Origin of the sequence: Klenkia sp. PcliD-1-E (genome assembly GCF_024124375.1) — a bacterium.
In the GTDB taxonomy this organism is placed as follows: Bacteria; Actinomycetota; Actinomycetes; order Mycobacteriales; family Geodermatophilaceae; genus Klenkia.
Map to the genome: position 1 here is coordinate 71,390 of NZ_JAMXRZ010000003.1, position 25,076 is coordinate 96,465.

The window sequence follows — 25,076 nt, forward strand, 5'->3', positions numbered from 1 at the left end:
TTCAGGGGTGGGCGGGGGTGAGGCGCAGCGGGACCGACACGTAGCCGATCTCGGGCATCCGGGCGCCCTCGAGCGGGCCGTCGAGGTCGAACCCGGTCGTGGCGGTGAGCAGGGTCCCCAGCGCGACGGCCAGGGCCAGGCGGGCCAGCGGCATGCCGGCGCAGTGGTGCCGGCCCCGCCCGAAGGCGAGGTGCGCCGAGATGTTCGGCCGGTCCAGCACGAACGCGTCGGGGTCGGGGAAGACGTCGGGGTCGCGGTTGGCCGCGGCGTAGACCAGGGTCACCGGCTCACCGGGGGAGATCCGGCGTCCGTGCAGGTCGACGTCGTGCGCGACGGTCCGGGCGAACCCCCGGTAGGGGGTGTAGAGCCGCAGGAACTCCTCGACCGCGGCCGGCACGAGCGACGGGTCGGCCCGCAGCCGGTCCTGCAGCTCCCGGTCGCGGGCCAGGTGCACGCACACCGAGCCCAGCAGGATCGGCGGGGCCACCATGCCGACCACCAGGCTCTGCCGCAGCGCGCCGACCAGCTGCTCCTCCTCCAGCGGCTCGCCCTGGTGCCGCTCGGCCAGCAGCGAGCTCGCCGGGTCCTCCTCCACCGGCAGCGGCCGGTCCCGGCGGGCGGCGACCAGCGCGCGGGCCATGTCGTACATGGCCTCGCTGGCGGCGTTGACCACCGGGCCGTCCATCCGCCGCCACGCCTGCACCCACCGGGTGGCGGTGTCGGCGAGCACCGGGGCGGTGTCGGGGGAGAGGTTGAGCCACTCGGTGGTCACCCACGCCGGGAACCGGGCGCCGAACTCCTGCGCCACGTCGCCGGACCCGCGGGCGAGCATCGGGGCCAGCTCCCGGGCGGCGTGCTCGCGCAGCCGCGGTGCCAGCCGGTCGATCCGCGAGCGCTGCAGGGTGCGGTCCAGCGCGCGGCGGTAGGGCGTGTGCGCGGGGGCGTCGTAGTTCAGCGGCGGCCGGCGCAGGCCGCGCGGGTCGCTGGGCACCACCGCGCGCACCGAGGAGATGAAGGTGCGCGGGTCGCTGGCGGCGGCCGCGACGTCGGCGTGCCGGGTCAGCGCCCAGAACCCGCCGTAGGCGCTGCTGTGCGCGACCGGGCACCGTGCGCGGAGGTCGGCGTAGACGGCCAGCGCCTCCTCGGGGTGGTCGGTGGCGGTGGGGTCGAAGTCGTCGGTCACGGGGCGTCCTCCGGGAGGGTGTCGAGCAGCTGCGCGGCGAGCGCCCGGGCGGCGGGGTCGACCGCGGCGTGCAGCCGGTGGAACAGCTCCTGGGCGGGGCCGGCCGGCCACGAGCCGGGCAGCAGCTCCACCGGCAGCCGCGGGTCGGCGCGCACCAGCTGCAGCCACTCGGTCTCCAGCAGCAGCTGCCGGGCCAGCGGGTCGGTGTGCGCGCGGTCGGCGGGGCCGCCGTCCCACCGGTCGGCGAAGCCGCGGTAACCCTCGGCGATGGCGTCCAGGTCCCAGGCGGCGGCGACCATCGCGGGGACGTCGTCCCCGCTGCCCGGGGTCGCGACGAAGGAGCGCACGTACGGCGCGGCCGAGGCCCCGGCCAGCAGGGGGACGACGTCGACCGTGCCCGGCGCGATCCACAGCCCGCCCTGCACCGGACCGAACCCCGCCCACACCAGCCGGGCGCGCAGCTCGTGCCGCTGCCGCTGCCACGACCCCGGCAGCGAGAAGCTCAGCAGCGTCCAGCGGCCGTCCCAGAACCGGTTGACCGCCCCGGTGCGCCACACCCGCGCGCCGCCGTCCTGCAGCACCTGCTCGCTGCGGGACGTCAGCCCGAGGTAGGCGTGGCGGCCGACCCGGCGGCTGTCCAGCAGGCCCTTGGACACCATCCGGGTCAGCGCCGACCGGGTGGCCGGCGCCGGTGTGCCGACCCGCTGCAGCACGTCGACGACGCCGGCCACCGAGACCCGGGTGCCGCGGCCGAGCACGTGCGTGCCGAAGAAGGTCAGCAGCAGGCTCTCCGGGGTGGTCCGGACGTCGGGGGCGACCGCGGCGGTCACTTCACCCCGCCCACGCCGGCGCTGACACCGAGCTTGCTCATCCGGCGGGTGTAGGCCAGCACCAGCACCAGCACGGTCGCGGTGATGGCGACCAGCACCGTCGACAGCGACGCCAGCAGCGCGAACGACCCGCTGGTGAACACCTCGAGGATGCGGAAGCCGACCACCGGGTTCGCCGTCCCCGCCAGGATCGCCGAGGCGGTCAGGTCGCCGACGATCCGGATGAACAGCAGCGCCCAGCCGGCCACCAGCCCGGGCACCATCAGCGGCAGGTAGACCCGGCCGAACGTCCGGGCCGGGCGGGCACCGGACACCGCCGAGGCCTCGGGCAGCTCCTTGCCCACCCCGCTGACGGCGGCGTCCGCGGCGATGGAGGCCTGCGGCAGGTAGAGCGCGAGGTAGCCGATGAGCAGGATCAGCAGCGTCCCGGACAGGAAGAACGGCGTCCCGGCGAGCACCAGCAGGATGCCGACGGCGATGACCATGTTCGACACCGCGGCCGGCATCTTCACCGCGACGTCGATGCCGCGGGCCAGCGCCGTCCGCCGGCGGGCGACGTAGAGGGAGATCATCGCTGCGCCGAGGATGCCGATCAGCCCGCCCACCAGGCCCAGGCCCAGGCTGTTGCCCAGCGCGGTCAGCGTCGTCCGGTCGTCGAACACCGCGGTGGTGACGGCGGTGAAGCTCAGGTTGTCCCAGCGGATGTTCGGCGTCCAGAAGCCGTTGAGCGAGACCAGCACCAGCGCGATGACCGGCAGCACGGTGGAGACGAAGACGTAGCCGAGCACCAGGACGCGGGCCGGCCACTTGGCCTTGCCGAGGTCGAGGGTGCGGGCGCGCGCGCCCTTGCCGCCGAGGGTGGCGTACCGGCCGCGCCGCAGGATGCGCATCTGCAGCCAGTAGGCCAGCCCGACGAAGACGACGACGAAGCCCGAGAGCCCGATCGCGACGTCGGTCTGCGGCGGGAAGGTGAAGGTGAGCAGGTCCACGATCCGCACCGAGATGACGTCGATGCCGGCCGGGCCGCCGATGATCGCCGGGATGCTGAACATGCCGATGCCGAACCAGACGGCCAGCAGGAACCCCGCGCCCAGGCTCGGCGCGGTGGCCGGCAGGGTGACCGTGCGCAGCGTCCGCCACGTGCTCGCCCCGGCCAGCCGGGAGGCCTCCTCCAGCGCGGGGTCGAGGTTGCGCAGCCCGGCCGAGGCGTTCATGAACACGAACGGGACGGCGTAGAACGCCATCACCAGGATCAGCCCGTACCAGGAGTTGATGTCGAACGGACCCTCGCGCAGGTCGATGCCGACCAGGCCGAGCAGGTCGCGCAGCCAGCTGTTGGCCAGCCCGGCGCGCGGGGAGAGCAGCATCGTCCAGCCGACCGCGCCGGCCACCGGCGGCAGCAGGAAGGGCAGCAGCGGCAGCGCATCGGTGAGCAGGCCCATCCGGGCGTTGGTGCGCTCGTTCAGCCAGGCCAGCGCGACCCCGATGACGAAGGCCAGCGCCGAGCTGGCCACCACCAGGATGAGGGTGTCCAGCAGCATGCTGCCCAGGCCCGGCAGCGCCAGGGTGCGGCGGATCGGGTCGAGGGTCAGCGCGCCGTCCACCCAGAACATGCGCACCAGCACCCGGCCCAGCGGCACCACGACGATGCCGATGAGCACCGCGGCGATGAGCAGGGTCAGGGAGTCGAAGGGGCCGGGCAGCCGCCGGCGGCGCCGGGCCGGCGCGATGGGTGCCGGCGGGGCGGGGCGCTCGAGGGTGGCGGTCACGACGCCGCCGCCAGCTCGTCCGCGGGGGCGTCCTGCGGCTGGGGCGTGCCGTCGGGCAGCACCAGGACGTCGTCCACGTCGACCGAGACCCAGGCGGAGGCGTCGACGGCGACCAGGTCGGGGCGCGGGCTCCACAGCCGGACGTCGCCGCCGGCGAGGGTGACCACGTACTCGGTGTGCGAGCCGACGAACAACCCCGCCTTCACCGCGCCGGGCCAGCGGTTGGGCGCGGTCGGCTCCTCGGGGTGCAGCGCGCCGTGCTCGGGGCGCCAGAGCGCGGCGACCCGGTCGCCGACGGCGTGCCGGGTCTCGTGCGCGCGGCCGGTGACCCGGCCGTGCTCGGTCTGCACGGTCACCGCGTCCCCGTCGACGCCGACCACCTGGCCGGGGGACTCGTTCATCGCGCCGATGAAGCCGGCCACGTACCGGGTCGCCGGACGGCGGTAGATCTCCTGCGGGGTGCCGTACTGCACGACCTTGCCCCGGTCCAGGACGGCGATCTTGTGCGCCAGCTCCATGGCCTCGACCTGGTCGTGGGTGACGAACAGGGCCGAGAAGCCGAGCTCGCGCTGCATGGAGACCAGCTCGAAGCGCAGCTGCTCGCGGACCTTGGCGTCCACGTTGGACAGCGGCTCGTCGAAGAGCACCAGGTCGTCGTTGTTGACCAGCGCCCGGGCCAGCGCGATGCGCTGCTGCTGGCCACCGCTCATCTGCCCGGGGTACTGGCCCTCCAGCTCGCCGACCCCGACCAGCTCCAGGGCCTGCCGGACGCGGCGGGCGATCTCGTCCTTGCCCACCTTGCGGCCGCGGCGGCTCTGCAGCGGGTAGGCGACGTTCTTGAACGCCGTCATGTGCGGCCACAGCGCGTAGCTCTGGAAGATCATGCTGATGTCGCGCCGCTCCGGCGGGACCTCGACGCCCTGCGCCGAGGAGTAGACGGTGCGGTCGGAGATGCGCACCTCACCGCTGTCGGGCGTCTCCAGGCCGGCGATGGCGCGCAGCAGGGTGGTCTTGCCGCAGCCGCTGGGCCCGAGCAGGACGACGAAGTCGCCCGGGTCGACGGTGATCGTGACGTCGTCGATGGCGTGCACGAGCGCGCCGTCCTCACGGCGGAAGCGCTTGACCAGGTTGTTCACCTCCACGACGGGGGTCGCGGGGGCTGAGGCTGCGTCGGGCTGCATCGCGTCGACCTGTCTCTTCGGTGGCGGGGCCGGTCCGTGCCCCGCGGTGACAGGGGTCACCAGGGCGGGGTGCGGCCATGTTTGCCGTTTTGAGAACGCGCGTCAAGGACCTGGCGAAACTGGGCGATGCCTGCCAGGGTGGTCCGCGACCGTCGACCGCAGCCCGGAGGAGATCGCCGTGGACCCCGCCACCGAAGCCCGCAGGCTCGAGCACGACTTCGACCCGGTGCGGCCGGGGGAGACCTTCACCAGCGCGCACGAGGAGTTCGCGCAGCTGCGGCCGCGCTGCCCGCTGGCCCGCAGCCAGGAGTACGGGGGTTTCTGGGCCGCGCTGGGCTACGACGAGGTGCTGTCGGTCATCACCGACATCGAGCACTTCACCACCTCACGGCAGAACGCCGTGCCGGCCTTCGCGTTCACCGGGGTGCGGCCGCCGCTGCACCTGGACCCGCCCGAGCACATTGCCTACCGGCGGGTGATCAACCAGTTCTTCACCCCGCCGCGGATGCGGGCGCTGGAGCCGCGGGTGCGCGCGGTCGCCGTCCGGCTGCTGGAGCCGCTGCTCGAGCAGCGCACTGTCGACGTGTGCAAGCAGTACGCGCACGTCTTCCCCGCGCACGTCTTCGCTGAGTTCTTCAACCTGGCCCCGGAGACCTCCGAGGAGATCAAGCGGGTCAGCGGCACCTACGTCGACGCCATCCAGGTGCTCGACCACGACACCGTGAAGAGCCTCAGCGGCCGGCTGTACGAGATCGCGCAGGAGATCATCGACGCCCGCGCCGACGGCTCCTTCGACCCGGCCGAGGACCTGACCGCCGCGCTGCTGGCGGCCCGGTACGAGGGCGGCCCGCTGCCGGCGCCGATGGTGCTGGGCTGCGTGCGGCAGCTGATCGTCACCGGGATGGTGGCGCCCAGCGTCTTCACCGGGACGATGTTCGTGCACCTGAGCCGCGACCCCGAGCTGCAGGACCTGCTGCGCGCGCAGCCGCACCGCATCCCGGCCGCGGTCGAGGAGTTCCTGCGGCTGTACTCGCCCTACCGCGGCATGGCGCGCACCGCCCGCGAGGACGTCGTCCTGTCCGGGCAGCAGCTGCGCCAGCACGACCCGGTCGCGCTGGTCTACACCTCGGCCAACCGCGACGAGAAGGTCTTCCCCGACGGGGACTCCTTCGTGCTGGACCGGCCCAACATCACCGACCACATCAGCTTCGGCCGCGGCACGCACAGCTGCCCGGGCGCCCCGCTGGCCCGGATGATGATGCGGCTGACGCTGGAGGAGTTCCTGGCCCGGAGCAGCAGCTTCCGGGTGACCGAGGAGCCGGAGATGGCGGTCTGGGCGGAGTGGGGCACCCGGTCGGTGCCGCTGGAGATCATCGCCGGCTGACGGGCGCCCCGTCCGGTCTTGTCATTGCTACGGCGACGACACGGGCGATCGAGCGTCCACACGCATCGTGTTCGACAGTTGTCGTCGTTCAAGCAACGACAAGAATGTGCCGATGCCTGTTGTCGAGGTCCTCCGGCGGCTATCGTCGCCAGGACGACGACAGGAGGTGGTGTGGTGGCTCTTCCCCGACGCAGGACGGACCGACGCACCGGCAGCCTGGCCGCGGCCGGCGAGGTCGTCCGGGACCGCCGCCTGCAGCTGGGCCTGACCCAGAGCGACGTCGCCGACCTCTCCGGGGTCGGGCTGTCATCGGTCCGCGCGCTCGAGGCAGGCAAGGAGTCCGTCGGGCTCTCCATCGCCCTCGACGTCCTCGCTGCCCTCGGTCTCGGGCTGGGCGTGGGTCCGCGACCCGCACTGCTCCGCGCCCCCGACGTCCTCCTGCTCGACCGGGCCCGGGACCCCCGGTGACCGACCTGCGGGACGTCGCCGTCGCCGACGTCCACAAGGCAGGTCAGCTCGCCGGACAGCTGACCCGCGACGGCGACGACGTCGTCTTCACCTACAGGCCTGGCTACGACAGCGCTGCGGTCGCGACGACCCTGCCGCTCGGCGCGGAACCGGTCCGAGCGACCGCGGGCGCCGTTCCGCCGTTCTTCGCCGGCCTGCTCCCCGAGGGGGCTCGGCTGCAGGCGTTGACGGCCAGCGCCCGGACCTCGACGGACGACCAGCTCACCCTCCTCCTCCTGGTCGGTGCCGACGCGATCGGCGACGTGCAGGTCGTGCCCGCGGGGGAGGAGCCCCAGGACCCGCCTCCGTTGCTGGACCCGTCGGCGTCACGGACCGCCGACTTCGCCGCCCTGTTCGAGCGGGCCACCACCCCGGGCGGCCTCGACCGCGTCGCCCTGCCCGGTGTCCAGGTCAAGGTCTCGGCCGCGGTGGTCTCGACCCCGCTGGGGACCACGGCCGGCCCCGCCATCCTCAAGCTCGACCCACCGGGGTGGCCGAACCTGGTCAGCAACGAGCACTTCTTCCTCCGCATGGCCGCCGACTGCGGGCTGCTCGTCCCCGAGCACCGGCTGCTGCACGACGCCGGCGGACGGGCTGGCCTGCTGGTCAGCAGGTTCGACCGGGTGCCCGGCCCGCCTCTCCGTCTGGCGCAGGAGGACGCCTGCCAGGTGCTCGGTCGCTACCCGGCCGCGAAGTACCGGATCTCGATGCAGGAGGCCGCTCACGGGCTGGCCGGCGTGGTCGAGGACGGCGGCGGGTCCCGACCGCTCGCGCTGCGCCGGATCCTGGAGATCGCTGCGTTCAGCTACTTGATCGGCAACGGCGACCTGCACGGCAAGAACCTCTCCGTCCGGCAGACCCCGGCCGGGCTGTGGGAGGTCACCCCTGCCTACGACCTGCTCTGCACCCAGCCCTACGCCAGCTGGTCGGACCCGATGGCCCTGGACCTCTACGGCCGCGCAGGCAAGCTCGGCCGCCGCTGGTGGCTCGACGCGGCGGCCCGCTTCGGGCTGCCGGAACGAGCCATCACCCGGTCGCTCGACCGCATCGTGGCCGCTGCCGAACCGTGGATCGACCTGGTCGGCGAGATCGGGTTCGACGGACCGACCACCGAGCGGCTGGCCGGGCTGATCCGGGCGCGCCGGGCCGAGCTCACGACCTGAGGTCACCGACGGTCGGCGATCACCTGTTCGGAGAGCCGGAGGGTCGGGTCGGCGGGTGTCACCGGTTCGATGGACGACAGCTTCGGCGCCGTCGGCAGCTCGATCACGCCCTCGGCCACCAGCTGCTCGAACGCGCTCCCAGGGTCGACGGGGACGATCCGCGCGACCGGCGCCCCGTCCTCCGTCACCAGGACGGCGCTGCCGTCGCGGACGAGCGCGAGGTACCGGTCGAGCTCTGCGCGCAATTCGTCGATGTCGACGCCGATCATGGAGATCCTCCTGGAGTCGATCCATCGAGCCACGAGGCGACAGTCGACGCAACGGGGTAGACCGGACGCCGTGCACCGCATCGCGCTCCTCGACGACCACCAGCACGCCGCCGCCCGCTTCGCCGACTGGTCGCAGCTGCCCGAACCCGCCGAGGTGGTCGCCTTCACCGACTCGGTCACCGGCGACGACCTCGTGCGCCGGCTGCGCGGGTTCGACGTCGTGGTGGCGATGCGCGAGCGCTCCGCGTTCCCCCGCCCGGTGCTGGAGCAGCTGACCGACCTGCGGCTGCTGGTCACCACCGGCATGGGCAACGCCGCCATCGACCTGGACGCCGCCCGCGACCTCGGCATCACCGTGTGCGGCACCGGCATGCACGAGCCGGCCACCGCCGAGATGACCTGGGCGCTCATCCTCGCCGTCGCCCGCAACGTGCCCGTCGAGGACGCCGCGCTGCGGGCCGGCGGCTGGCAGCACACCGTCGGCCTCGACCTGCACGGCGCCACGCTCGGCCTGCTCGGGCTGGGCAAGCTCGGCTCCCGGGTCGCCAAGGTCGGTCTCGCCTTCGGCATGGACGTCGTCGCGTGGAGCGCGAACCTCACCGACGAGCGCGCGGCCGAGGTCGGTGCCCGGCGGGTCGACCTGGACGACCTGCTGCAGATGTCGGACGTCGTGTCGGTCCACCTCAAGCTCTCCGACCGCACCCGCGGTCTGCTCGGGGCGCGCGAGCTCGGCCTGCTCAAGCCCACCGCGGTCCTGGTCAACACCAGCCGCGGCCCGATCGTCGACGAGACCGCCCTCGTCGAGACGCTGCGCGCCCGCCGCATCCACGGCGCCGGGCTCGACGTCCACGACACCGAGCCGCTGCCGGCCGACCACCCCCTGCGGGAGCTGCGCACCGCCGTCCTCACCCCGCACCTGGGCTACGTCACGGCCGACACCTTCGAGGTGTTCTGGCCCGAGGCCGTCGAGGACGTCGCCGCCTGGATGCGCGGCGACCCCGTCCGCGTGCTCACCAGCTGACCCGCGGCAGCGCCGGCACCACCCAGAAGTCAGCGGCGACGTGCACGCTGCAGTCGAGCCCCTCGCGGTCGCGCAGGATCGACGACAGCGCGGCGACCCAGGCGTGGTCGTCGGGCGTGAGGTGGGCCGGCCCGCGGCGTTCCAGGCACATCGCCAGGTGCAGCTGCTCCGGCGGGACACCCTCCTGTCCGGCGACCTCGTCGTGCAGCCCGCGCAGGTGACCGATCATGAGCCGGTCGGGCTCGACCGGGATGTCGTCGACGGGCACCACCAGCTCGGCCATCGTGCCGTCGGGCAGCAACCAGGCCAGGCACAACGTCCGGGACTCGGGTGCCTTCAACCTCTGGATCAGCCCGCGCCACCGCTGGGTGAGCGCGCGGGCGTCGGTGACGGGGACGGAGCGGTGCAGGGGAGAGGTCATGGCCGGGAGGGTGCCGCGCCCGGCCGACACGGGGCCTCCGTCGTCCACAGGGTGCCGGGCCGTGCACACCCCGGTTGACTCGGCGGCATGCAGACCTTCACCGCGCACGGCGGCCTGACCCTGCCCGCCCTCGGCTTCGGCACCTACCGGCTCAACGGCGACGCCGGCGTGCACGCGATCGAGCAGGCCATCGACGGGGGCTGGACCCTGCTGGACAGCGCGTTCAACTACGAGAACGAGGGCGCCGTCGGACGCGCGGTGCGCAACTCCGGACGCCGCGACGAACTGGTCGTCACCTCCAAGCTCCCCGGCCGGCACCACGCCCACGACGAGGCCATCGCCACCATCGAGGAGAGCCTGTTCCGCACCGGCCTCGACGTCCTCGACCTGTACCTCATCCACTGGCCCAACCCGGGCGTCGACAAGTACGTCGAGGCCTGGGGCGCGCTCATCGAGGCCCGCGACCGCGGCCTGGTCAAGGCCATCGGCGTCTGCAACTTCGAGCCCGAGCACCTCGACCGGCTGCAGGCCGAGACCGGCGAGCTGCCGCAGGTCAACCAGATCGAGCTGCACCCCTACTTCCCGCAGGCCGAGCTCCTCGCCTACGGCGCCGAGCACGGCATCATCACCGAGGCCTGGACCCCGCTCGGCCGCGGCAACGACCTGCTGGAGCACCCCGTCCTCACCGAGATCGCCCGGGCCCACGACGCGACGACGGCGCAGGTCGCCCTCGCCTGGTCCATCGCCCTCGGCGCGCTCCCACTGCCCAAGGCCGCCTCCCCGCAGCGCCAGGCCGAGAACCTCGCCGCCGCCGACCTGGCCCTCACCGACGACGAGGTCGCCCGGATCACCGCCCTGGGCCGCCCCGACGGCCGCACCTACGACCAGGACCCCACCCGGTACGAGGAGTTCTGACCCGCAGGGGTGAGGCCGGCTCAACCGGTGACGGGCGGGCCCCGATGACGTGGGACCCGCCCGTCACCAGGAGCACCCCGTGGACCGACCGCACGACACCTTCTCCACCCGCGCCCTGCTGTGGGGTGTGGTGGCACCGCTGCTGGTCGGCACGTTCGTCCCGCCCCTCGGCGGCCTGGCCGTCGTCTGGCTGATGGTCGGGCTCGCGGCGGTCATGGTGCAGGCCGGCATCGCCGCTGCCCGCCGCGCCGACCCCGGTGAGGACGACCTGCACGAGGAACTGGCCGCCAGCCTGCCCGTGCCGGTCCCGTCGTCCCGCTGGTGGAACCGCACCCTCGAGGACCCCGACGTCGAGGCCGCCCGCGCGGGGAGCTGGGGCTGACCCACCGGTAGGGTCCCTCCCGGAACGCATTCGGGAGGAGGCGGACCGGTTGCTGCAACGCGGGCTCGCCGCACGCATGCTCCTCGCCGGTGCCGTGGTGGTCGTCCTGGCCGTTCTCGCCGGCATCGCCGTCTGGGCCACCCAGCGCGACGTGCTCGACGCGCGGGAGCGCCGCGACGGGCTGGGCCGCGCGGCGCAGACCGAGAGCCGGTTGCTCACCGCCTACGTCGACGAGCAGACCGGTCTGCGCGGCTACCTGCTCTCCGGCGACCCCGGTTTCCTGGCCCCCTACGACCGCTCGGCGGCCGCCGTCCCCGAGCTGACCGATCAGCTGCGGTCCCTCTGGTCCGACCTCGACGCACCGCCCGCGCTGGTCGAGGACCTCGACGCCGCGCACGACGCCTGGGCCGAGCACGCCGCCGACCAGATCGACCGCGCCGTCTCCGACGGCGTCGAGTCGGCCAGCACCGTGGCGCTGGTCGAGCGGGGCCGGGAACGGTTCGACCGGATCCGCTCCGCCGAGCGCGACCTCGACGCGTGGGTCATGGCAGAGCAGTCCCGCGTCGCCGCCCAGCTCGCGGACCTGCAGGCGCGGTTGGCCGCCCTCGTCGTCGCGACCCTGGTGGCTCTGGTGCTGGTCGCCGGCACCGGGTGCCTCGTGCTGTGGCGTGCCGTCGGTCGCCCCCTGGGGCGGCTGGCCAGCGCCACCCGTGCCGTCGCCGACGGTGACCTCAGCGCCCCGCTGCCGGCCGACGGTGCACCCGAGGTGCGGACCCTGGCCGCCGACGTCGGCGCGATGCGGGACCGCCTCACCGCCGACCTGCACGGCACCCAGCAGGCGCTGGACGCCCTCGACCAGCGCGGACCCGTCGTGGCGGCCCTGCGCGCCGCGCTCGAACCGACCGGGGACGCCGTCGACGGCATCTGCGTGGCCGGCCGCCTCGACCCCGCCGAGGGCGTGCTGGCCGGGGACTGGTTCGACACCGTCACCCTCCCCGACGGCCGGCTCGGCGTGGTCGTCGGCGACGTCGCCGGGCACGGACCGGAGAGCGCGGTCTTCGCCCTCCGGCTCAAGCACGGGCTGCGGACGGCGATCCGCACCGGGCTCACGCCAGGGGACGCCCTCGGGGCGGTCTGCGCGCAGCTCGCCGACGACCCACCCGGCCGGTTCGCCACCGCGTTCGTCGCCGTCGCCGACCCCACCACCGGCACCGTCGAGCACGCCAACGCCGGCCACCCGTCCGGGCTGGTGTTCCGCGGCGGGGAACTGCGGTCGGAGCTGGCGACGACCGGGCCGCTGCTGTCGTCGATCGTGCTCGGCCGGACCTGGCGCACCGAGCGCTGCGCGTGGGGTTCCGGGGACGTGCTGGTGGTGCACACCGACGGGGTCACCGAGGCCCGGGACGCCGCCGGCACCGAGTTCGGCGTCGACGGCATCGTGGCCTCGGTCGGCGCCACCGGGTCCGACGACGCCCGCAGGATGGTCGACGGCGTGGCCGCGGCGAGCATGCGGTTCGGCGGCAGCGGCCGGCGCAGCGACGACCACACCGTCGTCTGCCTGCAGCGCACCGCCGGGTGACCGGTCAGGTCGCCAGCCAGGTCTCCACCGCGTCGAGGTGGCCGTGGGTCAGGCCGGTCGCGAGGTCCGGCGCCACGACGTAGACCTGCGGGTTCTCGGCCAGGAACGCCTGGACGTCGTCGGCCTGCAGTGCGAGGTCGTCGTCGATCCACACAGTGCGCCGGTCCGGGTCCTCCTCGACGACCGCCTTCGCCGCGCCCAGCTTCCACCAGTTCGGCGCCCCGCCCAGGCTGCTCGTGTAGCCCGACGGACCCTCGCCGTCCGGCCGCTCGTGCACCCGCAACCCCTGCGGCAGGCCCATCGGCTCGGCGAGCATCTCGTCGGCGCGGGACGCCCAAGTGGTCAGCCACTGCAGCTCGACCTTCCCCTCGGCGTGCCAGTCGGCCAGCCGCGCTGTGACGGTCGGGTCCCAGGAGAGCAGGTAGCCCGCGAACGTGCCGCGCACCCGGTCGGGGGCGTCGCCGCGGTCCAGGGCGTTGAGCACGCCGTCGACGTCGAGCAGGAGCAGGGGAGGGGCCACGGTGGGTTCCTACCGTGCTGGCGCGCCCGTCGCCCACCCGCCAGGGTGTGCGCCATGGGGAAGCTGATCGCGGTCGTCGTCGTCCTGGTGGTGCTGGTCGTGCTGGTCCGGTCCAACCAGCGGCGCCGGGCCACGGGGCCTACGGCCGGACGGGGCACCGCCGGCGGCGCCGCCTACGGCGGCAGCACCACGTGGTCCGACGGCGGCGCGGACACCGGGCACCACCACGGCGGGCGCGACGGCGGGGCGGACGGCGGTGCGGACGGCGGGGCCGGTGGTGGGGGCGACTGATCTCGTGGGCAAGCTCCGTGTCCGGCGTCGCCCGACCCGTTGTGCATGACTGATCTCCATCAGGCAGGGTGTCCTCTCCACGACGTCTTCGAGAAGATGAGCGCGAGCATGGCGAAGACCGCCACGAGGAAGAAGGTCAAGAAGGCCGAGTCCAAGCTGGAGAAGCTGGTCGCCAAGATCAAGGGCAGCAGCTCGAAGAAGGAGCGCAAGCGCGCCGAGAAGGCCGCGAAGGCTGCCCGCAAGGACGCAAAGAAGGCCCGCAAGGCCTGGAAGAAGTCCAAGAAGTAGCGCGGGCGCCTGCTCCCGGGCTCACTCCGGGGGCAGGCCCATCGCCGTGCGCACCCGGGCCCGCGTCTGCAGCAGGTCGGTGGAGGCCTCGACGTCGATCTCGTCGTCGGCGTCCAGGTCGATGCGGTTGAGGCCGATCGAGGTCCAGCGCAGCGCCTGCTCCAGGTCGCCGGCGGTCTCCCACACCTGGGCCATCGCGTCGCAGTCGACGACGGCCGGCCGCGAGCGCCGGATGTTGTCGGCCTCGGCCCTGGCCTCCTCGACCCGGTCGTCGGCGAGCAGGACGGCGACGATCGAGCAGCGGACGTCGGGCGTGGTGGGTCCGGCCAGCCGGGAGCGGCGGAGCACCTCGAGCGCGGCGTCGGTGTCGCCGGCGAGGTCGAGCTGCCACCCGGCCTCGGCGAGGAGCTCGGCGGTGGTGGGTTCGTCCTCGGGGTGGACCTCGGTGGCCCACTCCAGGACGGTGTCGGCCACCTGCCGGTGGCCCGCCTGGTCGCGGTGGCCGCCGACGGCGACGAGGTCCTCGTAGGTCAACGGAGCGCGCACCCGGTGACCCTAGCTGTCCACAGGGATGGCGTCCTGGTCGGCTGACCTGCATAGACTCCCGCGGACCGGTCGTCGAGGGTGCGGGGGCAGCTGTGCGTCGTGGCGCGTGGATGGCAGTGCCGGCTGCTCTGCTGGTGCTGGCCGGGTGCTCGGAGCCCCAGGCCGCGAACGACACCCTGCCGACGGCGGCGCCCACCTCGGCGACGCCCACGCTGGAACCGCTGGGGCCGGCTGATTTCCCCGTGCCCGACGAGGCGAGGGAGCAGACCGAAGCGGGCGCTGAGGCGATGGCGGTCTACTACCTCGACCTTCTCGACCAAACCAAGTCTCGAGTGGGTGGCGGTGGGCTTGACGTGGCGGCTCTTCAGAGCTTGTCGAACGCTTGCGAGACCTGCGATCAGGTGACTGATGGGTTCGTGAATGCAGACCGGATGGGTTACAGGTACGAAGGCGGAGATTTGCAAGACCCGTCCTTCGGCAGTGTGACGGTCTCGGACAACTCCGCCGACATTGCTTTCACCGTTCGCCAAGCGTCCGCCCGTGTAATCGGGTCCGACGGATCCGAAGTGCGCTCCTCACCCGAGATGCTCCTGCGGGGTGGAATCGTGCTGCGGTGGGACTCCGTCAGGGATGGCTGGATCGCGACCCAGCTGAATTTGACCAACTGATGAATGTGGCCCTCCGGCTCTCCGTGGCGCTTATAGCCACCGGGGTAGTCGCAGCTTCGCTTCAGCAGCCAGCCCTCGCTGACGATGAGTGCGTGTATCTGAGTTGCCCCGACCGACCAAGTGTTTCCGCAGGTAGCGGCGCCCTCTTCCCGTCCTATTACGAGGAGCGGCCGGGGTCTTTCGACTACGCCAGCAACGCATTTCCCGACGGCTCACCACCGCCTCCGTTCGAATGGCGGCTACGGACCCCCTGCCAGACCGACGACGCCAATGTCGGCGCCTGCGCGGGTGACCAGCCGGACTGCGCGGCGCCGCCCGACCGCACGGTCATCTACTACGTGGTGTCCCGCCGGGCGTTGGTCACCGAGGGACCTGACGTCGGGGCGGTCAACGGGAACTGGGCGCAGGTGGGTGCCCGGTGCGTCGACGTTACGGACCTGAACCCGGCGCCGACGCCGGAGGAGGTGTTCCGGTACTTCCAGCAGCTACCGCTCCCGCAGCTGAGCACCGTCGTCCAGCCGCCGGGCGGCACCGTCCTGGTCGGCCTGCCGACCATCCTCTACACCGAGGCCCCCACCCAGCAGGTGTTCACCGTCGACATCCGGGGCTTCGCGGTCGTCATCACCGCCGTGGCGGAGACCTTCACCTGGCACACCGGCGACGGGGGAGCAGTCGTCACCTCCGACGGCCCCGGCGCGGCTTACCCCGACCAGACCGTCACCTACGACTACACGTCCGGTAGCTACACGACCTACCTCACCGTCACCTGGGGCGGCACGTTCACCGTCGACGGCAGCGCCCCGCTCGAGGTCGCCGGCACGACCACCACCGACGGTCCGGCCATCCAGCTCACCGCCGTCGAGGCCCGCGCCGTCCTCACCAACCCCTACGACTAGTCCGGCAGGCGTTTCCGCGGAAACGGTCCTCCGCCACCAGCGTGCATCCTCCTGCGCCGCTGTTGATGGCTGAGGATGCATGGTGGTCGGCGGAGCTGATCCATGCCGCGGGGGCGGGGGCTCCCCGGCCGAGCTCGTGGCTTGCCCACTGTGCGTGGGCAGGCCACGAGCTCCGCCGAGAGGACTCTCCCGGCGGCCCGATCAGCCGGTGATCTTGGCCAGCCGCGCGGCCAGGGCGTCGCGGCGGTGGGCGTTGCCGTGCAGGTCCACGTATCGCTGGCCGAACCCCGCCAGCAGCGCGTCGTCCAGCCTCCGCACCGCGCCGGGCGGGTACTTGTAGCCCATCCGGGAGGCGATCCCGCCGTCGTCGGCCGCCCGTAGCACCTCGCCCAGCTCCACCAGCGACGTCACGCCCAGCTCCAGCAGCAGGCCGGAGATCCAGTCGTAGTGGTCCGGCCGCGACCAGCCGGCGTCGGCGTACTGCCCGGCCAGGAACGCGGCCAGCTCCCGCGGCGCGATGCGCGGGTCGTCGGGGTCCTCGTCGTCGGACTCCACCGACACGGGGGAGCGCAGCCGGTCGCGGATCGCGGTGAACTCCTGGTCGGCCAGCTCCAGCAGGCCCGCGGCCAGGGTGAACCGGCGGTCGAACTCCGACGCGTGCTCGGCCGGCACCGTGCCCTTGTAGCGGATGTCGTGCTCGAACTCCGCCCACGCGTGCTGCAGAACCGTGCGGACCTGGACCTGCACCCGCCGGTCCACCAGCGCCGGCCACTCGCCGGCGCGGGCGGCATCCAGACCGATCTGCAGGTGCCGGCTGGCGTAGCCGAACCGACCCTCACGCGCGGTCACCGAACCCATGTCCCGGTCGTCGTGCACGACCACCTGGTCGGCCAGCAGCTCCGCGACCGCGACCACGTCGCTCTGCACGTAGAGGATCACCCGCACCCCGACGGTGTCCCCGATGTCACGCACGGGATCGGGGTAGAGCCGCACGCCGTCGACCTCGCGGGTCACCTTCTCCGCGTACGACGCCACCGTCTTCGCCCGCCCGGCGATCGACAGGTAGTTGATGCCGGCCTCGTCCAGCAGCTGCGTGACCAGCGCCAGCGCCTGCTCGGCGGCGACCACGGTCTGCGGGTAGCCGTCGGCGTAGGCCTGGATCGCCCGCAGCGCCGGGTCGACCGCGGCCGCCGGCGGCGGGCCGGGCACCAGGTCCGGCGGCAGGGTGGGCGTGACGATCGACCCCTCGCCCGCCGTCCCGTAGATCGTCACGTCCTCCGGGCGGCGGACGGCGACGAGCGCGACGTAGGCGCACACCACGGCGTCGACCTGGTCCTCCACCCGGCGCAGCTCGCTCTTGCGCGCGGCGGTCTGCACGGCGGTGCGCAACGCCGCCCAGTCCTCGCCCAGGTGCAGCTCCGGCACCGCCTCGAGGTGACCCATCAGCACCAGCAGCTCGGCGCGCATGCCGTCCAGCGTCCGGCCGGGCTTGTTCTTGTACTTCAGCGTCCGGCCCAGCCGGAACAGCGCCACCGTCGCCGCGTGCGGGTAGACCTCGATCGCCCGCCGCGGCCGGCCCGACCGCGGGTCCTGGTCCAGGCCCATCGCCCGCACCAGCCGGCCACCGCGGGTGCCGCCGTCGGAGTACTCCGGCTTGCCCTGGTTGGTCGGGTGCGCGCCGGCCTGGAACCGCGCGAAGTCGGCGTTCAGCTCCCGCTCGGCCCGGCGGTTGCCGGTCGCGTTGGTCACCAGCAGCGGTGCGTCCACGGCCACGACGCACGGCCCGGCGGTGTAGGGCTCGAGCGCGGCGAGCACCTCGTCGTCCGCGCGGACGGCGGAGACGTGCACCAGCCGCCCGCCCTCGTCGAGCACCGCGAGCCCGGTGGGCTGCTTGAGCCCCCAGGCGAGGTCGATACCGATCAGGTGCACGCGTCCACCCTGCCCCACCCGCCAGGGTGAGGCCGCGTCAAGCCCGGGTGGCGCGCCGCCGACACCGGGTGCATGCGGGGCACAGCGGCCCCGGGAGCGGCCAGCCCCCGGGTGATGGTCGAGACACTGGCCGTCTTCTACGCGGCCGGGACGCTGCTGGGCTTCCTCGTCGTCCTCGAGGCCGACCTGCAGCACATCGGCCGCGTCGCCGCCGGTGCCGCCCTCGCGACCGGCCTGCTCGGCACCGCCGTCCTGCTGCTGGCCCGGGACCGGGTCACCCGCCGACTCCTCGACGGACTCGTCGCCCTCGCCACCGTGGTCGTCGGGCTCGCCGTGCTGGTCCCGCACCAGCCGACCGTCGCCGTGGCCATCGCGTGGCTGGCGTCCTTCGCCGTCGTCGACTCCTGCTACTTCTTCACCCCGCGCGCCATGCGCGCCCAGCTGGTGCTCGCGGTGGTGGCCAGCAACGGCTCGCTGTTCCTGCGCGGCGACGTCCCCGTCTGGACGGTCCTGGCCCTGGACTGCGTCCTCGTCGCCCTCGCCGTCGTCACCCGGCGGCTGGCCGTGCGGGCCTCCGGTGCCGACAGGGACCCGCTCACCGGTCTGCCCAACCGTCGCGGCTTCGACGACCGGCTGCAGCAGCTGGTCCGCGCAGGCGGCACGCTGTCGGTCGCGCTGCTGGACCTCGACCACTTCAAGGAGATCAACGACACCGCCGGTCACGAGGCCGGCGACCGGGTGCTGCTGCGCGTGGCCGAGGAGCCCGCCCGGGTGCTGCCGCACGGTGCGGTGCTCGCCCGCCAGGGCGGCGACGAGTTCGCCCTGCTGCTGCCGGACCTCACCGGCCCCGAGGCCGTCGTCGTCGTGTGGCGGGTCTGCGACACCCTGGCCGGCATCGGGCTGTCCTGCGGGGTGGCCGAGTACGAGCCGGGGGAGTCGGCGGCCCAGCTGGTCCGCCGAGCCGACGGTGCGCTCTACGCCGCCAAGGCCGCCGGCCGTGGCCGGGTCGAGCTGGCGACGGCGGTGCGCGCATGAGCCGGCACCGGGCGCCGGAGGTCGCGACCCCGCGGGTGATGGCGCAGACCCTCAGCCTGTTCTACGTGCTCGGCGGCACCTGCGGGCTCGTCGCCGTACCCGGTGGCGAGCCCGACTGGGTCCGCCGCTGGGCCGTCCTCGCCCTCGGCAGCACCGCCGTGGTCTGCGGGCTGGCGTTGCACCGGTGGGGTGACCGCGCGCCGCGCGGCTTCTTCCACGCCCCCGTCGCCGCGGCCACCGCGCTCATCGCCATCGCCGCCTGGGTGGCCCCCGGCGAGCTGACCGCGCTCGTCGTCGGCGCGATCATCCTGTTCGTCGGCGTCGACGCGTTCTTCTTCTTCGCCCTGCCCGGCGCCCTCGCGGAGCTCGGCCTCGCCGTGGGCCTGGTGACGACGGCGCTGCTGCTGCGCGGTGACGTCCCGCTCCCCACGGCGCTCGCGCTGGACGTCGTCCTCGTCGCCATCGGCGTCGTCACCCGCCGGCTGGTCGCCGAGGCGAGCCGGGCCGGCGTCGACGGGCTGACCCGGCTGGCCAACCGGCGCGGGTTCGACGAGGCGCTGGCCGAGCTGGTCCGCCCGGGCGTCGTCCTGTCAGCGGCCCTGCTGGACCTCGACAACTTCAAGCAGATCAACGACACCGGCGGGCACGCCGCCGGGGACGAGGTGCTGCGGCAGGTCGCCCGCACCTGGCGGCGGGCGCTGCCGGCGGGCGCCGTCCTGGCCCGGCACGGCGGCGACGAGTTCGCGCTGCTGCTCCCCGGGTGGACCGGACCGCGGGCGCTGGAGCTGGTCCGCCGGCTGCGCACCCTGCACCCGGGCATCGGGATGTCGTGCGGCGTGGCCCAGTACCGGTCCCGCGAGACGGCCGCGCAGCTGATGCGCCGGGCCGACCAGGCGCTGTACGCCGCCAAGGCCGCCGGGCGGGGCCGGGCCGAGCTCGCCGACGGGACCCGCGAGTCCGTCGGCGGCTGACCGCGCCGGTCAACCTGATCGACACCTGGGCGTGGCAGCCTGTGTCCCCGTGCCACCCAGCCGCCCCCGCGTCCCCAGCATCACGGACATCCCGGTCGCCCCGCCGCCGGGACCCCAGGACGCCGTCGACCCCCGCAGCGCCGAGCACGCCCGGCTGGCCGAGTCCACCGACCAGAACTCGCCGTGGCGCATGTGGGGCCCCTACCTCGCCGGACGGCAGTGGGGCACCGTGCGCGAGGACTACTCGGCCAGCGGCGACGCCTGGGCCGGGTTCCCCTTCGACCACGCCGTGGCCCGCGCCTACCGCTGGGGCGAGGACGGCCTGGGCGGGTTCTGCGACCGGTACGGGTTCCTCAACTTCTCCGTCGCGCTGTGGAACGGCAAGGACCCGATCCTCAAGGAGCGGCTGTTCGGGCTGACCAACGGCGAGGGCAACCACGGCGAGGACGCCAAGGAGCACTGGTGGGCCGTCGACGGCACCCCCACGCACTCCTGGGTGCAGTGGCTCTACCGCTACCCGCACGCCGAGTACCCCTACGCCAGGCTGCGCGAGGAGAACGCCAAGCGCTCGCGGATGGAGCGGGAGTACGAGCTCGCCGACACCGGGGTGCTCGACGAGGACCGGTTCTTCGACGTCCTGGTCACCTACGCCAAGGCCGACCACGACGACATCTGCATCACCGTCTCCGCGACCAACCACGGCCCCGACCCCGCGCCGCTGCACCTGCTGCCGCAGACCTGGTTCCGCAACACCTGGTCCTGGGGCGGGGACAAGCGGCAGGGCCACCTCACCCAGCTGCTCGCGCCCACCCTGACGGCGTCCGGGCTGGAGGCGGTCGAGGCCGAGCACGGGTTCCTCGGCCGGTACTGGCTGTGCGCCGAGGGCGCCCCGGTCGTGCTGTGCTGCGACAACGAGACCGACCAGGTGACCCTGTTCGGCGCCACCCGCAACGCCAGCAAGTACCCGAAGGACGGCATCAACCGCCGGGTGGTGCAGGGCGACAAGAACGGCATCAACCCCGCCGACTCCGGCACCAAGGCCGCGTTCTGGTACCGCTGGGACGCCGTCGCGCCCGGGGAGACCGTCACCGTCAAGCTGCGGCTGACCACCGAGGAGCCCTACGACGGCATGTTCGGCGAGGAGTTCGACGCCGTCCTCGCCGCCCGTCGCGAGGAGGCCGACGCCTTCTACGCCACCGTCATCCACCCGGGCCTGTCCGACGAGGACCGGCACGTCGCGCGCCGCGCCTACGCCGGCCTGCTGTGGACCAAGCAGCTGTACCGCTTCGACGTCTCGCAGTGGCTGGACGGCGACCCCGACGTCCCCGCGCCCGCCGACCGCGCGAAGAAGGGACGGCGGAACACCACCTGGCGCCACGTCGCCCTGGCCGACGTCATCTCGATGCCCGACGAGTGGGAGTACCCCTGGTTCGCCGCCTGGGACACCGCCTTCCACACCATCCCCCTGGCGCACGTCGACCCCGACTTCGCCAAGGAGCAGCTCGTGCTCATGTGCCGCGAGTGGGCGATGCACCCCAACGGGCAGCTGCCGGCGTACGAGTGGGCGTTCGGCGACGTCAACCCGCCGGTGCACGCCTGGGCGGCGTGGCACGTCTACCGCATCGACGGCTACCGGGACCGGGAGTTCCTGGTCCGGGTGTTCACCAAGCTGCTGCTCAACTTCTCCTGGTGGGTGAACCGCAAGGACGCCGACGGCTCCAACGTCTTCGAGGGCGGCTTCCTCGGGATGGACAACATCGCGCTGTTCGACCGGTCCGCGCCGCTGCCGGCCGGCTACCGGCTCGAGCAGTCGGACGCGACGAGCTGGATGGCGTTCTACTGCCAGCAGATGTTCAAGATCGCCCTCGAGCTGTCCCGCTACGACAAGGCGTGGGACGGGACGGCGACGAAGTTCCTCGAGCACTTCCTGTCGATCGCGCAGGCGATGAACTCCTTCGGCTCCAGCGAGGTGTCGCTGTGGGACGAGGAGGACGGCTTCTTCTACGACGTCCTGGTGGCCCCCGACGGCACCGCGCAGCCGATGCGGGTGCGCTCGATGGTCGGGCTGCTGCCGATCCTCGGCGTCACCGAGGTGCCGCACTGGATCACCCAGGAGGTCCCCGACGTCACCGAGCGGCTGCGCTGGCTGCAGCGCCGGCGTCCCGAGCTGGTGTCGCCGCTGCGCAGCCGCTCGGCGCCGGAGGGCCGCAAGATGCTGCTGTCGCTGGTGGACCAGGAACGGCTGCGCCGGATCTTGACCCGGATGTTCGACACCGAGGAGTTCCTGTCCCCGTACGGGATCCGGTCGCTGTCCAAGTCCACCGGTGAGGTGATCGCCAAGGTCGGGGGCCGGGACGCCCGGATCGAGTACGAGCCGGGGGAGTCGCGGACGGCGCTGTTCGGCGGCAACTCCAACTGGCGCGGACCGGTCTGGTTCCCGGTGAACGTGCTGCTGGCCGACAAGCTGCGCACGCTGGGCCGGCACTACGGCGACTCGTTCACCATCGAGCTGCCCACCGGGTCGGGCAACCACTGCACCCTGGTCGACGCCGCGGACCTCATCGACAACGGCCTCACGGCGCTGTTCCGCCCGGTCGACGGCAAGCGGCCCGCCGACGGCAGCCGCGTCGAGTCCTCGGACTCCCCGCTGTGGCGCGAGCACCCGACCTTCAGCGAGTTCTTCGACGGCGACACCGGTGAGGGCCTGGGCGCCACCCACCAGACCGGCTGGACGGCGCTGGTCGCGCACCTCCTCAACCCGCGGCTGCCCCCCGACCCCCGCTGGAGCTGACGTCCGCAGCCCGCCGCCTGCCGGTCCCTCAGCGGGTGTAGCGGCCCGCGCGGATGTCCTCGAGCAGGGTCGGGCCGGTGGGCTCCCAGCCGGTGAGCTCGCGGGTGCGCGCCGAGGACGCGGGGCTGTCCAGGCCCAGCATCGGGGCCAGCCAGCCCAGGGCCTCCGGTGCCTCGGCGGCGGGCACGGACTCCACCGGGACGCCGAGCTGCTCGCCCAGCGCCGTGGCGATGTCCCGGGTGGCCACGCCCTCCTCGGCGGCGGCGTGCAGCACCGACCCGGCCGGCACCGACTCCACCGCGATCCGGAACAGCCGGGCGGCGTCGTCGCGGTGGACGGCGGGCCAGCGGGTCGCGCCGTCGTCCACGTAGCGGGAGGCGCCGCGCTCGCGGGCGGTCGACGACAGCATCGAGATGAACGCGCCGGGCGGGTCGCCGGCGCCGTGCACGGTGGGGGAGAGCCGGACGACGACGCTGCGCACCCCCTGCTCGGCCAGCGCGACGGTGGCCCGGGCGGTCTCCTGCCGGTGGTTCACCAGGTCCGACCCGGCCTCCTCGGCGACCCGGCCGTCGTCCTCGGTGGCGACGCGGCCCGGCGCGACGCCGAGCAGGCCGGAGGCGATGACCAGCGGCTTCCCGGTGCCGGCCAGCGCCTCGCCGACGGCGTCGACGACGGCCCGGTCGGCGAGCGCGGCGTCGGCCATGCCGCCGCTGAACGCCAGGTCGTGGCGGAACGCGAGGTGGACGACGCCGTCGGCCGCGCGGGCGCCCTCGCGCAGGGTGTCGAGGTCGTCGAGGGAACCGCGCAGGACATCGGCGCCGGCGTCGGTGAGTGCGGCTGCGGAGGCGTCGGACCGGGCCAGGCCGGTGACCCGGTGCCCGGCCGACAGCAGCTCGGGGACGAGGGCGGAGCCGATCCAGCCGGACGCGCCGGTGACGAGGACGTGCATGGGGAATACCTCCGGACGGATGATGGCAGTGGCTGACATGGACGCTACACCTCGATGTCAGTCACTGTCATCAGTAGTCTCGGGGGCATGGGTCGTTGGGAGCCGGACGCGCGTGGCCGCCTGCAGCAGGCGGCCATGGAGCTGTTCGTCGAGCACGGCTACGAGCGGACGACGACCGCCGACATCGCCGCGCGCGCCGGTCTCTCCGAGCGCACCTACTTCCGGCACTTCCCGGACAAGCGCGAGGTCCTCTTCGACGCCACCCACCTGCTCGACTCGCTGGTGGTGGACGGCATCGCCGCGGCGCCCGCCGACGTCGCGCCCCTCGACGCCCTGGGCGGCGGGCTGCACGCGGGCGCGGTGATGCTGGACGGCCTCGGTGACCACGCCCGGGCGCGGACGGCGGTCATCGCCTCCCAGGCCGAGTTGCGCGAGCGGGAGCTGGCCAAGATGAGCGGGCTGGTCGCGGCGTCGGCCGCCGCGCTGGTGCAGCGCGGTGTCGACGAGGCGCCCGCGCTGCTCGCCGCCGAGGCCGGGGTCGCCGCGTTCCGGGTGGCCTTCGAGCGCTGGGTCTCCACCCCCGCCGGTCCGCCGCTGCCCGACGTCGTCGACGCCGTCCTCGCCGAGCTCCGCGCCGTCGTCGCCCCTGCCTGAGGCCGGTAGCAGGGTGCACCCCATCGGCATTCCGGCGCTGGAATGCCGACGTCGTGCACCCTGCTCGGGCATCCAAGGGTGGGGCGTCAGGCGGAGGTGAGGTCGCGGCGGCGGTGGACGACGACGCCGACCGCCACCAGCACCGCAGCCACCACCAGCAGCCCGACCAGCGGCGCCACCGACCAGGGCGACGCCGGCACCTGCGGCAGCCAGCCGACGGGGGAGAGCCGCTCCGCCCACCGCGGCAGCGACAGCAGCGGGCCGAACAGCCCGGCGACCACCTGCCACGCCAGCAGCGCCCAGGCCAGCGCCGCCCAGCGCGGCGCGGCGCCGACCAGCAGCGCGGTCACCCCGCAGGTCACCAGCAGCGCCGGCACCTGCACCGCGGCGGCGGCCAGGAACCCGCCCACCGACCCGGCCCCGGTGGCCTGCGCGGCCACCCCTGCGCCCAGTCCCGCCAGCAGCACCAGCCCGACGGCGGCGACGGCCACGACGCCCAGCCAGGACAGCAGCACCCGGGTCCGCCCGACCGGCCCGGCCAGCAGCGCCGCCGTCCGTCCCTCGGTCTCCTCCGTGCGGGCCCGCAGCAGGGCGCCGACCGCGAAGCCGGCCACCGCCAGGCCCAGGTAGCGGCCGGTGGCCGCGGTGAACCCCTCGACCAGCCCGGCACCGCTGCCGAACACCGGCGCCAGCCGGTCGTTGCCGGCCACGAGGTCGCCGACCGCGTCGGCGAACGACCCGAACACCGCCCCGAGCAGCAGCAGCCCCACGGCCCAGCCGGTCACGGTGCCGCGCAGCAGCCGCACGACCAGTCCCGCGGGCGAGGCCAGGGTCCCGGTCGCCGGCCCCGGCCGGACCCCGACCAGCGCCGACCCCACCTCCCGGTGCGCGGCCAGCCGGACCGCGACCAGCAGCAGGACGGCGGCCACCGCGA

At 73.8% G+C, this 25,076-nt stretch carries 25 protein-coding genes and 1 pseudogene; 15 read left to right on the forward strand and 11 right to left on the reverse strand.

Features of this window, described 5'->3' with window-relative positions:
* Nucleotide 1: 1 nt before the first annotated feature.
* Genes NH342_RS24015 through NH342_RS01625 form a run of 4 tightly spaced genes read right to left on the reverse strand, consistent with a single transcriptional unit; the run spans nt 2 to nt 4,963 of the window.
* Nucleotides 2-1,183 carry a cytochrome P450 gene (locus NH342_RS24015; RefSeq protein ID WP_253010593.1) on the reverse strand — a complete coding sequence of 394 codons (1,182 nt, stop codon included), beginning with the start codon at nt 1,181-1,183 and terminating at the stop codon, nt 2-4.
* Nucleotides 1,180-2,013, reverse strand: a complete 834-nt coding sequence (locus tag NH342_RS01615) for a PaaX family transcriptional regulator C-terminal domain-containing protein (protein ID WP_253010595.1) — start codon at nt 2,011-2,013, stop codon at nt 1,180-1,182. Before NH342_RS01615 ends, NH342_RS24015 begins: the two co-directional genes overlap by 4 nt.
* Nucleotides 2,010-3,782 (reverse strand): iron ABC transporter permease, encoded by a 1,773-nt coding sequence (locus NH342_RS01620; protein WP_253010597.1) that lies wholly within the window; start codon nt 3,780-3,782, stop codon nt 2,010-2,012. The genes NH342_RS01615 and NH342_RS01620 overlap by 4 nt, the downstream gene beginning before the upstream one ends.
* Nucleotides 3,779-4,963 (reverse strand): ABC transporter ATP-binding protein, encoded by a 1,185-nt coding sequence (locus NH342_RS01625; RefSeq protein WP_253010599.1) that lies wholly within the window; start codon nt 4,961-4,963, stop codon nt 3,779-3,781. Before NH342_RS01625 ends, NH342_RS01620 begins: the two co-directional genes overlap by 4 nt.
* 178 nt (nt 4,964-5,141) lie before the next feature.
* Here NH342_RS01625 and NH342_RS24020 point away from each other — a divergent pair, with 178 nt between their 5' ends.
* From NH342_RS24020 to NH342_RS01640, 3 genes are all read left to right on the forward strand, one after another.
* Complete coding sequence (locus tag NH342_RS24020; RefSeq protein ID WP_253010601.1) at nt 5,142-6,347, forward strand: cytochrome P450; 1,206 nt, start codon at nt 5,142-5,144, stop codon at nt 6,345-6,347.
* A 174-nt stretch (nt 6,348-6,521) separates the two neighbouring features.
* Nucleotides 6,522-6,815: a helix-turn-helix domain-containing protein gene (locus NH342_RS01635; RefSeq protein ID WP_253010603.1), complete on the forward strand. Its 294-nt coding sequence runs from the start codon at nt 6,522-6,524 to the stop codon at nt 6,813-6,815.
* The gene (locus NH342_RS01640) at nt 6,812-8,017 is read left to right on the forward strand and encodes a type II toxin-antitoxin system HipA family toxin (RefSeq protein ID WP_253010605.1); all 1,206 of its coding nucleotides are present in this window, start codon (nt 6,812-6,814) and stop codon (nt 8,015-8,017) included. The genes NH342_RS01635 and NH342_RS01640 overlap by 4 nt, the downstream gene beginning before the upstream one ends.
* Before the next feature lie 2 nt (nt 8,018-8,019).
* Here NH342_RS01640 and NH342_RS01645 read toward each other — a convergent pair whose 3' ends face one another.
* On the reverse strand, nt 8,020-8,286 hold the full coding sequence (locus NH342_RS01645; protein WP_253010607.1) for a type II toxin-antitoxin system Phd/YefM family antitoxin: 267 nt from the start codon (nt 8,284-8,286) through the stop codon (nt 8,020-8,022).
* A 70-nt stretch (nt 8,287-8,356) separates the two neighbouring features.
* Between NH342_RS01645 and NH342_RS01650 the strand changes: the two genes are divergently transcribed.
* Complete coding sequence (locus NH342_RS01650; RefSeq protein WP_253010609.1) at nt 8,357-9,307, forward strand: D-2-hydroxyacid dehydrogenase family protein; 951 nt, start codon at nt 8,357-8,359, stop codon at nt 9,305-9,307.
* On the opposite strand, the gene NH342_RS01655 is transcribed toward NH342_RS01650, so the two are convergent.
* On the reverse strand, nt 9,297-9,728 hold the full coding sequence (locus NH342_RS01655; protein ID WP_253010611.1) for a hypothetical protein: 432 nt from the start codon (nt 9,726-9,728) through the stop codon (nt 9,297-9,299). The genes NH342_RS01650 and NH342_RS01655 overlap by 11 nt on opposite strands.
* An 87-nt stretch (nt 9,729-9,815) precedes the next feature.
* Between NH342_RS01655 and NH342_RS01660 the strand changes: the two genes are divergently transcribed.
* The 3 genes from NH342_RS01660 (at nt 9,816) to NH342_RS01670 (ending at nt 12,604) form a co-directional block, all read left to right on the forward strand.
* The gene (locus NH342_RS01660) at nt 9,816-10,643 is read left to right on the forward strand and encodes an aldo/keto reductase (protein ID WP_253010613.1); all 828 of its coding nucleotides are present in this window, start codon (nt 9,816-9,818) and stop codon (nt 10,641-10,643) included.
* A gap of 79 nt (nt 10,644-10,722) precedes the next feature.
* Nucleotides 10,723-11,025 carry a hypothetical protein gene (locus tag NH342_RS01665; protein ID WP_253010615.1) on the forward strand — a complete coding sequence of 101 codons (303 nt, stop codon included), beginning with the start codon at nt 10,723-10,725 and terminating at the stop codon, nt 11,023-11,025.
* A 76-nt stretch (nt 11,026-11,101) separates the two neighbouring features.
* Nucleotides 11,102-12,604, forward strand: a complete 1,503-nt coding sequence (locus NH342_RS01670; RefSeq protein WP_253010617.1) for a PP2C family protein-serine/threonine phosphatase — start codon at nt 11,102-11,104, stop codon at nt 12,602-12,604.
* Between the two features lie 4 nt (nt 12,605-12,608).
* Here NH342_RS01670 and NH342_RS01675 read toward each other — a convergent pair whose 3' ends face one another.
* On the reverse strand, nt 12,609-13,124 hold the full coding sequence (locus NH342_RS01675; RefSeq protein ID WP_253010619.1) for an HAD domain-containing protein: 516 nt from the start codon (nt 13,122-13,124) through the stop codon (nt 12,609-12,611).
* Nucleotides 13,125-13,178: 54 nt separating this feature from the next.
* Between NH342_RS01675 and NH342_RS01680 the strand changes: the two genes are divergently transcribed.
* Both NH342_RS01680 and NH342_RS01685 read left to right on the forward strand, forming a co-directional pair.
* Entirely contained in the window at nt 13,179-13,415 is a 237-nt protein-coding gene (locus tag NH342_RS01680) for a hypothetical protein (RefSeq protein ID WP_253010621.1), read from the forward strand.
* A 108-nt stretch (nt 13,416-13,523) separates the two neighbouring features.
* Nucleotides 13,524-13,703: a hypothetical protein gene (locus NH342_RS01685; protein ID WP_253010623.1), complete on the forward strand. Its 180-nt coding sequence runs from the start codon at nt 13,524-13,526 to the stop codon at nt 13,701-13,703.
* 21 nt (nt 13,704-13,724) lie between these two features.
* On the opposite strand, the gene NH342_RS01690 is transcribed toward NH342_RS01685, so the two are convergent.
* Complete coding sequence (locus tag NH342_RS01690; RefSeq protein WP_253010625.1) at nt 13,725-14,249, reverse strand: hypothetical protein; 525 nt, start codon at nt 14,247-14,249, stop codon at nt 13,725-13,727.
* A gap of 110 nt (nt 14,250-14,359) precedes the next feature.
* Between NH342_RS01690 and NH342_RS01695 the strand changes: the two genes are divergently transcribed.
* Both NH342_RS01695 and NH342_RS01700 read left to right on the forward strand, forming a co-directional pair.
* Nucleotides 14,360-14,917, forward strand: coding sequence for a hypothetical protein (locus NH342_RS01695; RefSeq protein WP_253010627.1), 558 nt, complete (start codon nt 14,360-14,362; stop codon nt 14,915-14,917).
* A gap of 338 nt (nt 14,918-15,255) precedes the next feature.
* Nucleotides 15,256-15,813, forward strand: a complete 558-nt coding sequence (locus tag NH342_RS01700) for a hypothetical protein (protein ID WP_253010629.1) — start codon at nt 15,256-15,258, stop codon at nt 15,811-15,813.
* Nucleotides 15,814-16,014: 201 nt separating this feature from the next.
* Here NH342_RS01700 and NH342_RS01705 read toward each other — a convergent pair whose 3' ends face one another.
* Nucleotides 16,015-17,742, reverse strand: coding sequence for a DUF429 domain-containing protein (locus tag NH342_RS01705; RefSeq protein ID WP_253010631.1), 1,728 nt, complete (start codon nt 17,740-17,742; stop codon nt 16,015-16,017).
* A gap of 114 nt (nt 17,743-17,856) precedes the next feature.
* Between NH342_RS01705 and NH342_RS01710 the strand changes: the two genes are divergently transcribed.
* Genes NH342_RS01710 through NH342_RS01720 form a run of 3 tightly spaced genes read left to right on the forward strand, consistent with a single transcriptional unit; the run spans nt 17,857 to nt 22,539 of the window.
* Nucleotides 17,857-18,777 carry a diguanylate cyclase gene (locus NH342_RS01710; protein WP_253010633.1) on the forward strand — a complete coding sequence of 307 codons (921 nt, stop codon included), beginning with the start codon at nt 17,857-17,859 and terminating at the stop codon, nt 18,775-18,777.
* On the forward strand, nt 18,774-19,748 hold the full coding sequence (locus NH342_RS01715; RefSeq protein ID WP_253010635.1) for a GGDEF domain-containing protein: 975 nt from the start codon (nt 18,774-18,776) through the stop codon (nt 19,746-19,748). The genes NH342_RS01710 and NH342_RS01715 overlap by 4 nt, the downstream gene beginning before the upstream one ends.
* A gap of 49 nt (nt 19,749-19,797) precedes the next feature.
* Complete coding sequence (locus NH342_RS01720) at nt 19,798-22,539, forward strand: glucosidase (RefSeq protein ID WP_253010637.1); 2,742 nt, start codon at nt 19,798-19,800, stop codon at nt 22,537-22,539.
* Nucleotides 22,540-22,567: 28 nt separating this feature from the next.
* On the opposite strand, the gene NH342_RS01725 is transcribed toward NH342_RS01720, so the two are convergent.
* The gene (locus NH342_RS01725) at nt 22,568-23,527 is read right to left on the reverse strand and encodes an SDR family oxidoreductase (protein ID WP_253010639.1); all 960 of its coding nucleotides are present in this window, start codon (nt 23,525-23,527) and stop codon (nt 22,568-22,570) included.
* 48 nt (nt 23,528-23,575) lie between these two features.
* Here NH342_RS01725 and NH342_RS01730 point away from each other — a divergent pair, with 48 nt between their 5' ends.
* The gene (locus NH342_RS01730; RefSeq protein WP_253010641.1) at nt 23,576-24,142 is read left to right on the forward strand and encodes a TetR/AcrR family transcriptional regulator; all 567 of its coding nucleotides are present in this window, start codon (nt 23,576-23,578) and stop codon (nt 24,140-24,142) included.
* Nucleotides 24,143-24,228: 86 nt separating this feature from the next.
* Here the strand turns inward: NH342_RS01730 and NH342_RS01735 are convergent.
* Nucleotides 24,229-25,076, reverse strand: a pseudogene (locus tag NH342_RS01735) (hypothetical protein); the annotation flags it as partial.

Excerpts from the sequence above, each read along its gene's own strand:
- NH342_RS01680 (WP_253010621.1), top strand. The coding sequence starts at position 13,179 with ATGGGGAAGCTGATCGCGGTCGTCGTCGTCCTGGTGGTGCTGGTCGTG.
- NH342_RS01695 (WP_253010627.1), top strand. The coding sequence starts at position 14,360 with ATGGCAGTGCCGGCTGCTCTGCTGGTGCTGGCCGGGTGCTCGGAGCCC.
- NH342_RS01670 (WP_253010617.1), top strand. The coding sequence starts at position 11,102 with ATGCTCCTCGCCGGTGCCGTGGTGGTCGTCCTGGCCGTTCTCGCCGGC.
- NH342_RS01655 (WP_253010611.1), bottom strand. The coding sequence starts at position 9,728 with ATGACCTCTCCCCTGCACCGCTCCGTCCCCGTCACCGACGCCCGCGCG.
- NH342_RS01685 (WP_253010623.1), top strand. The coding sequence starts at position 13,524 with ATGGCGAAGACCGCCACGAGGAAGAAGGTCAAGAAGGCCGAGTCCAAG.
- NH342_RS01625 (WP_253010599.1), bottom strand. The coding sequence starts at position 4,963 with ATGCAGCCCGACGCAGCCTCAGCCCCCGCGACCCCCGTCGTGGAGGTG.
- NH342_RS01730 (WP_253010641.1), top strand. The coding sequence starts at position 23,576 with ATGGGTCGTTGGGAGCCGGACGCGCGTGGCCGCCTGCAGCAGGCGGCC.
- NH342_RS01660 (WP_253010613.1), top strand. The coding sequence starts at position 9,816 with ATGCAGACCTTCACCGCGCACGGCGGCCTGACCCTGCCCGCCCTCGGC.
- NH342_RS01645 (WP_253010607.1), bottom strand. The coding sequence starts at position 8,286 with ATGATCGGCGTCGACATCGACGAATTGCGCGCAGAGCTCGACCGGTAC.
- NH342_RS01715 (WP_253010635.1), top strand. The coding sequence starts at position 18,774 with ATGAGCCGGCACCGGGCGCCGGAGGTCGCGACCCCGCGGGTGATGGCG.
- NH342_RS01710 (WP_253010633.1), top strand. The coding sequence starts at position 17,857 with ATGGTCGAGACACTGGCCGTCTTCTACGCGGCCGGGACGCTGCTGGGC.
- NH342_RS01725 (WP_253010639.1), bottom strand. The coding sequence starts at position 23,527 with ATGTCAGCCACTGCCATCATCCGTCCGGAGGTATTCCCCATGCACGTC.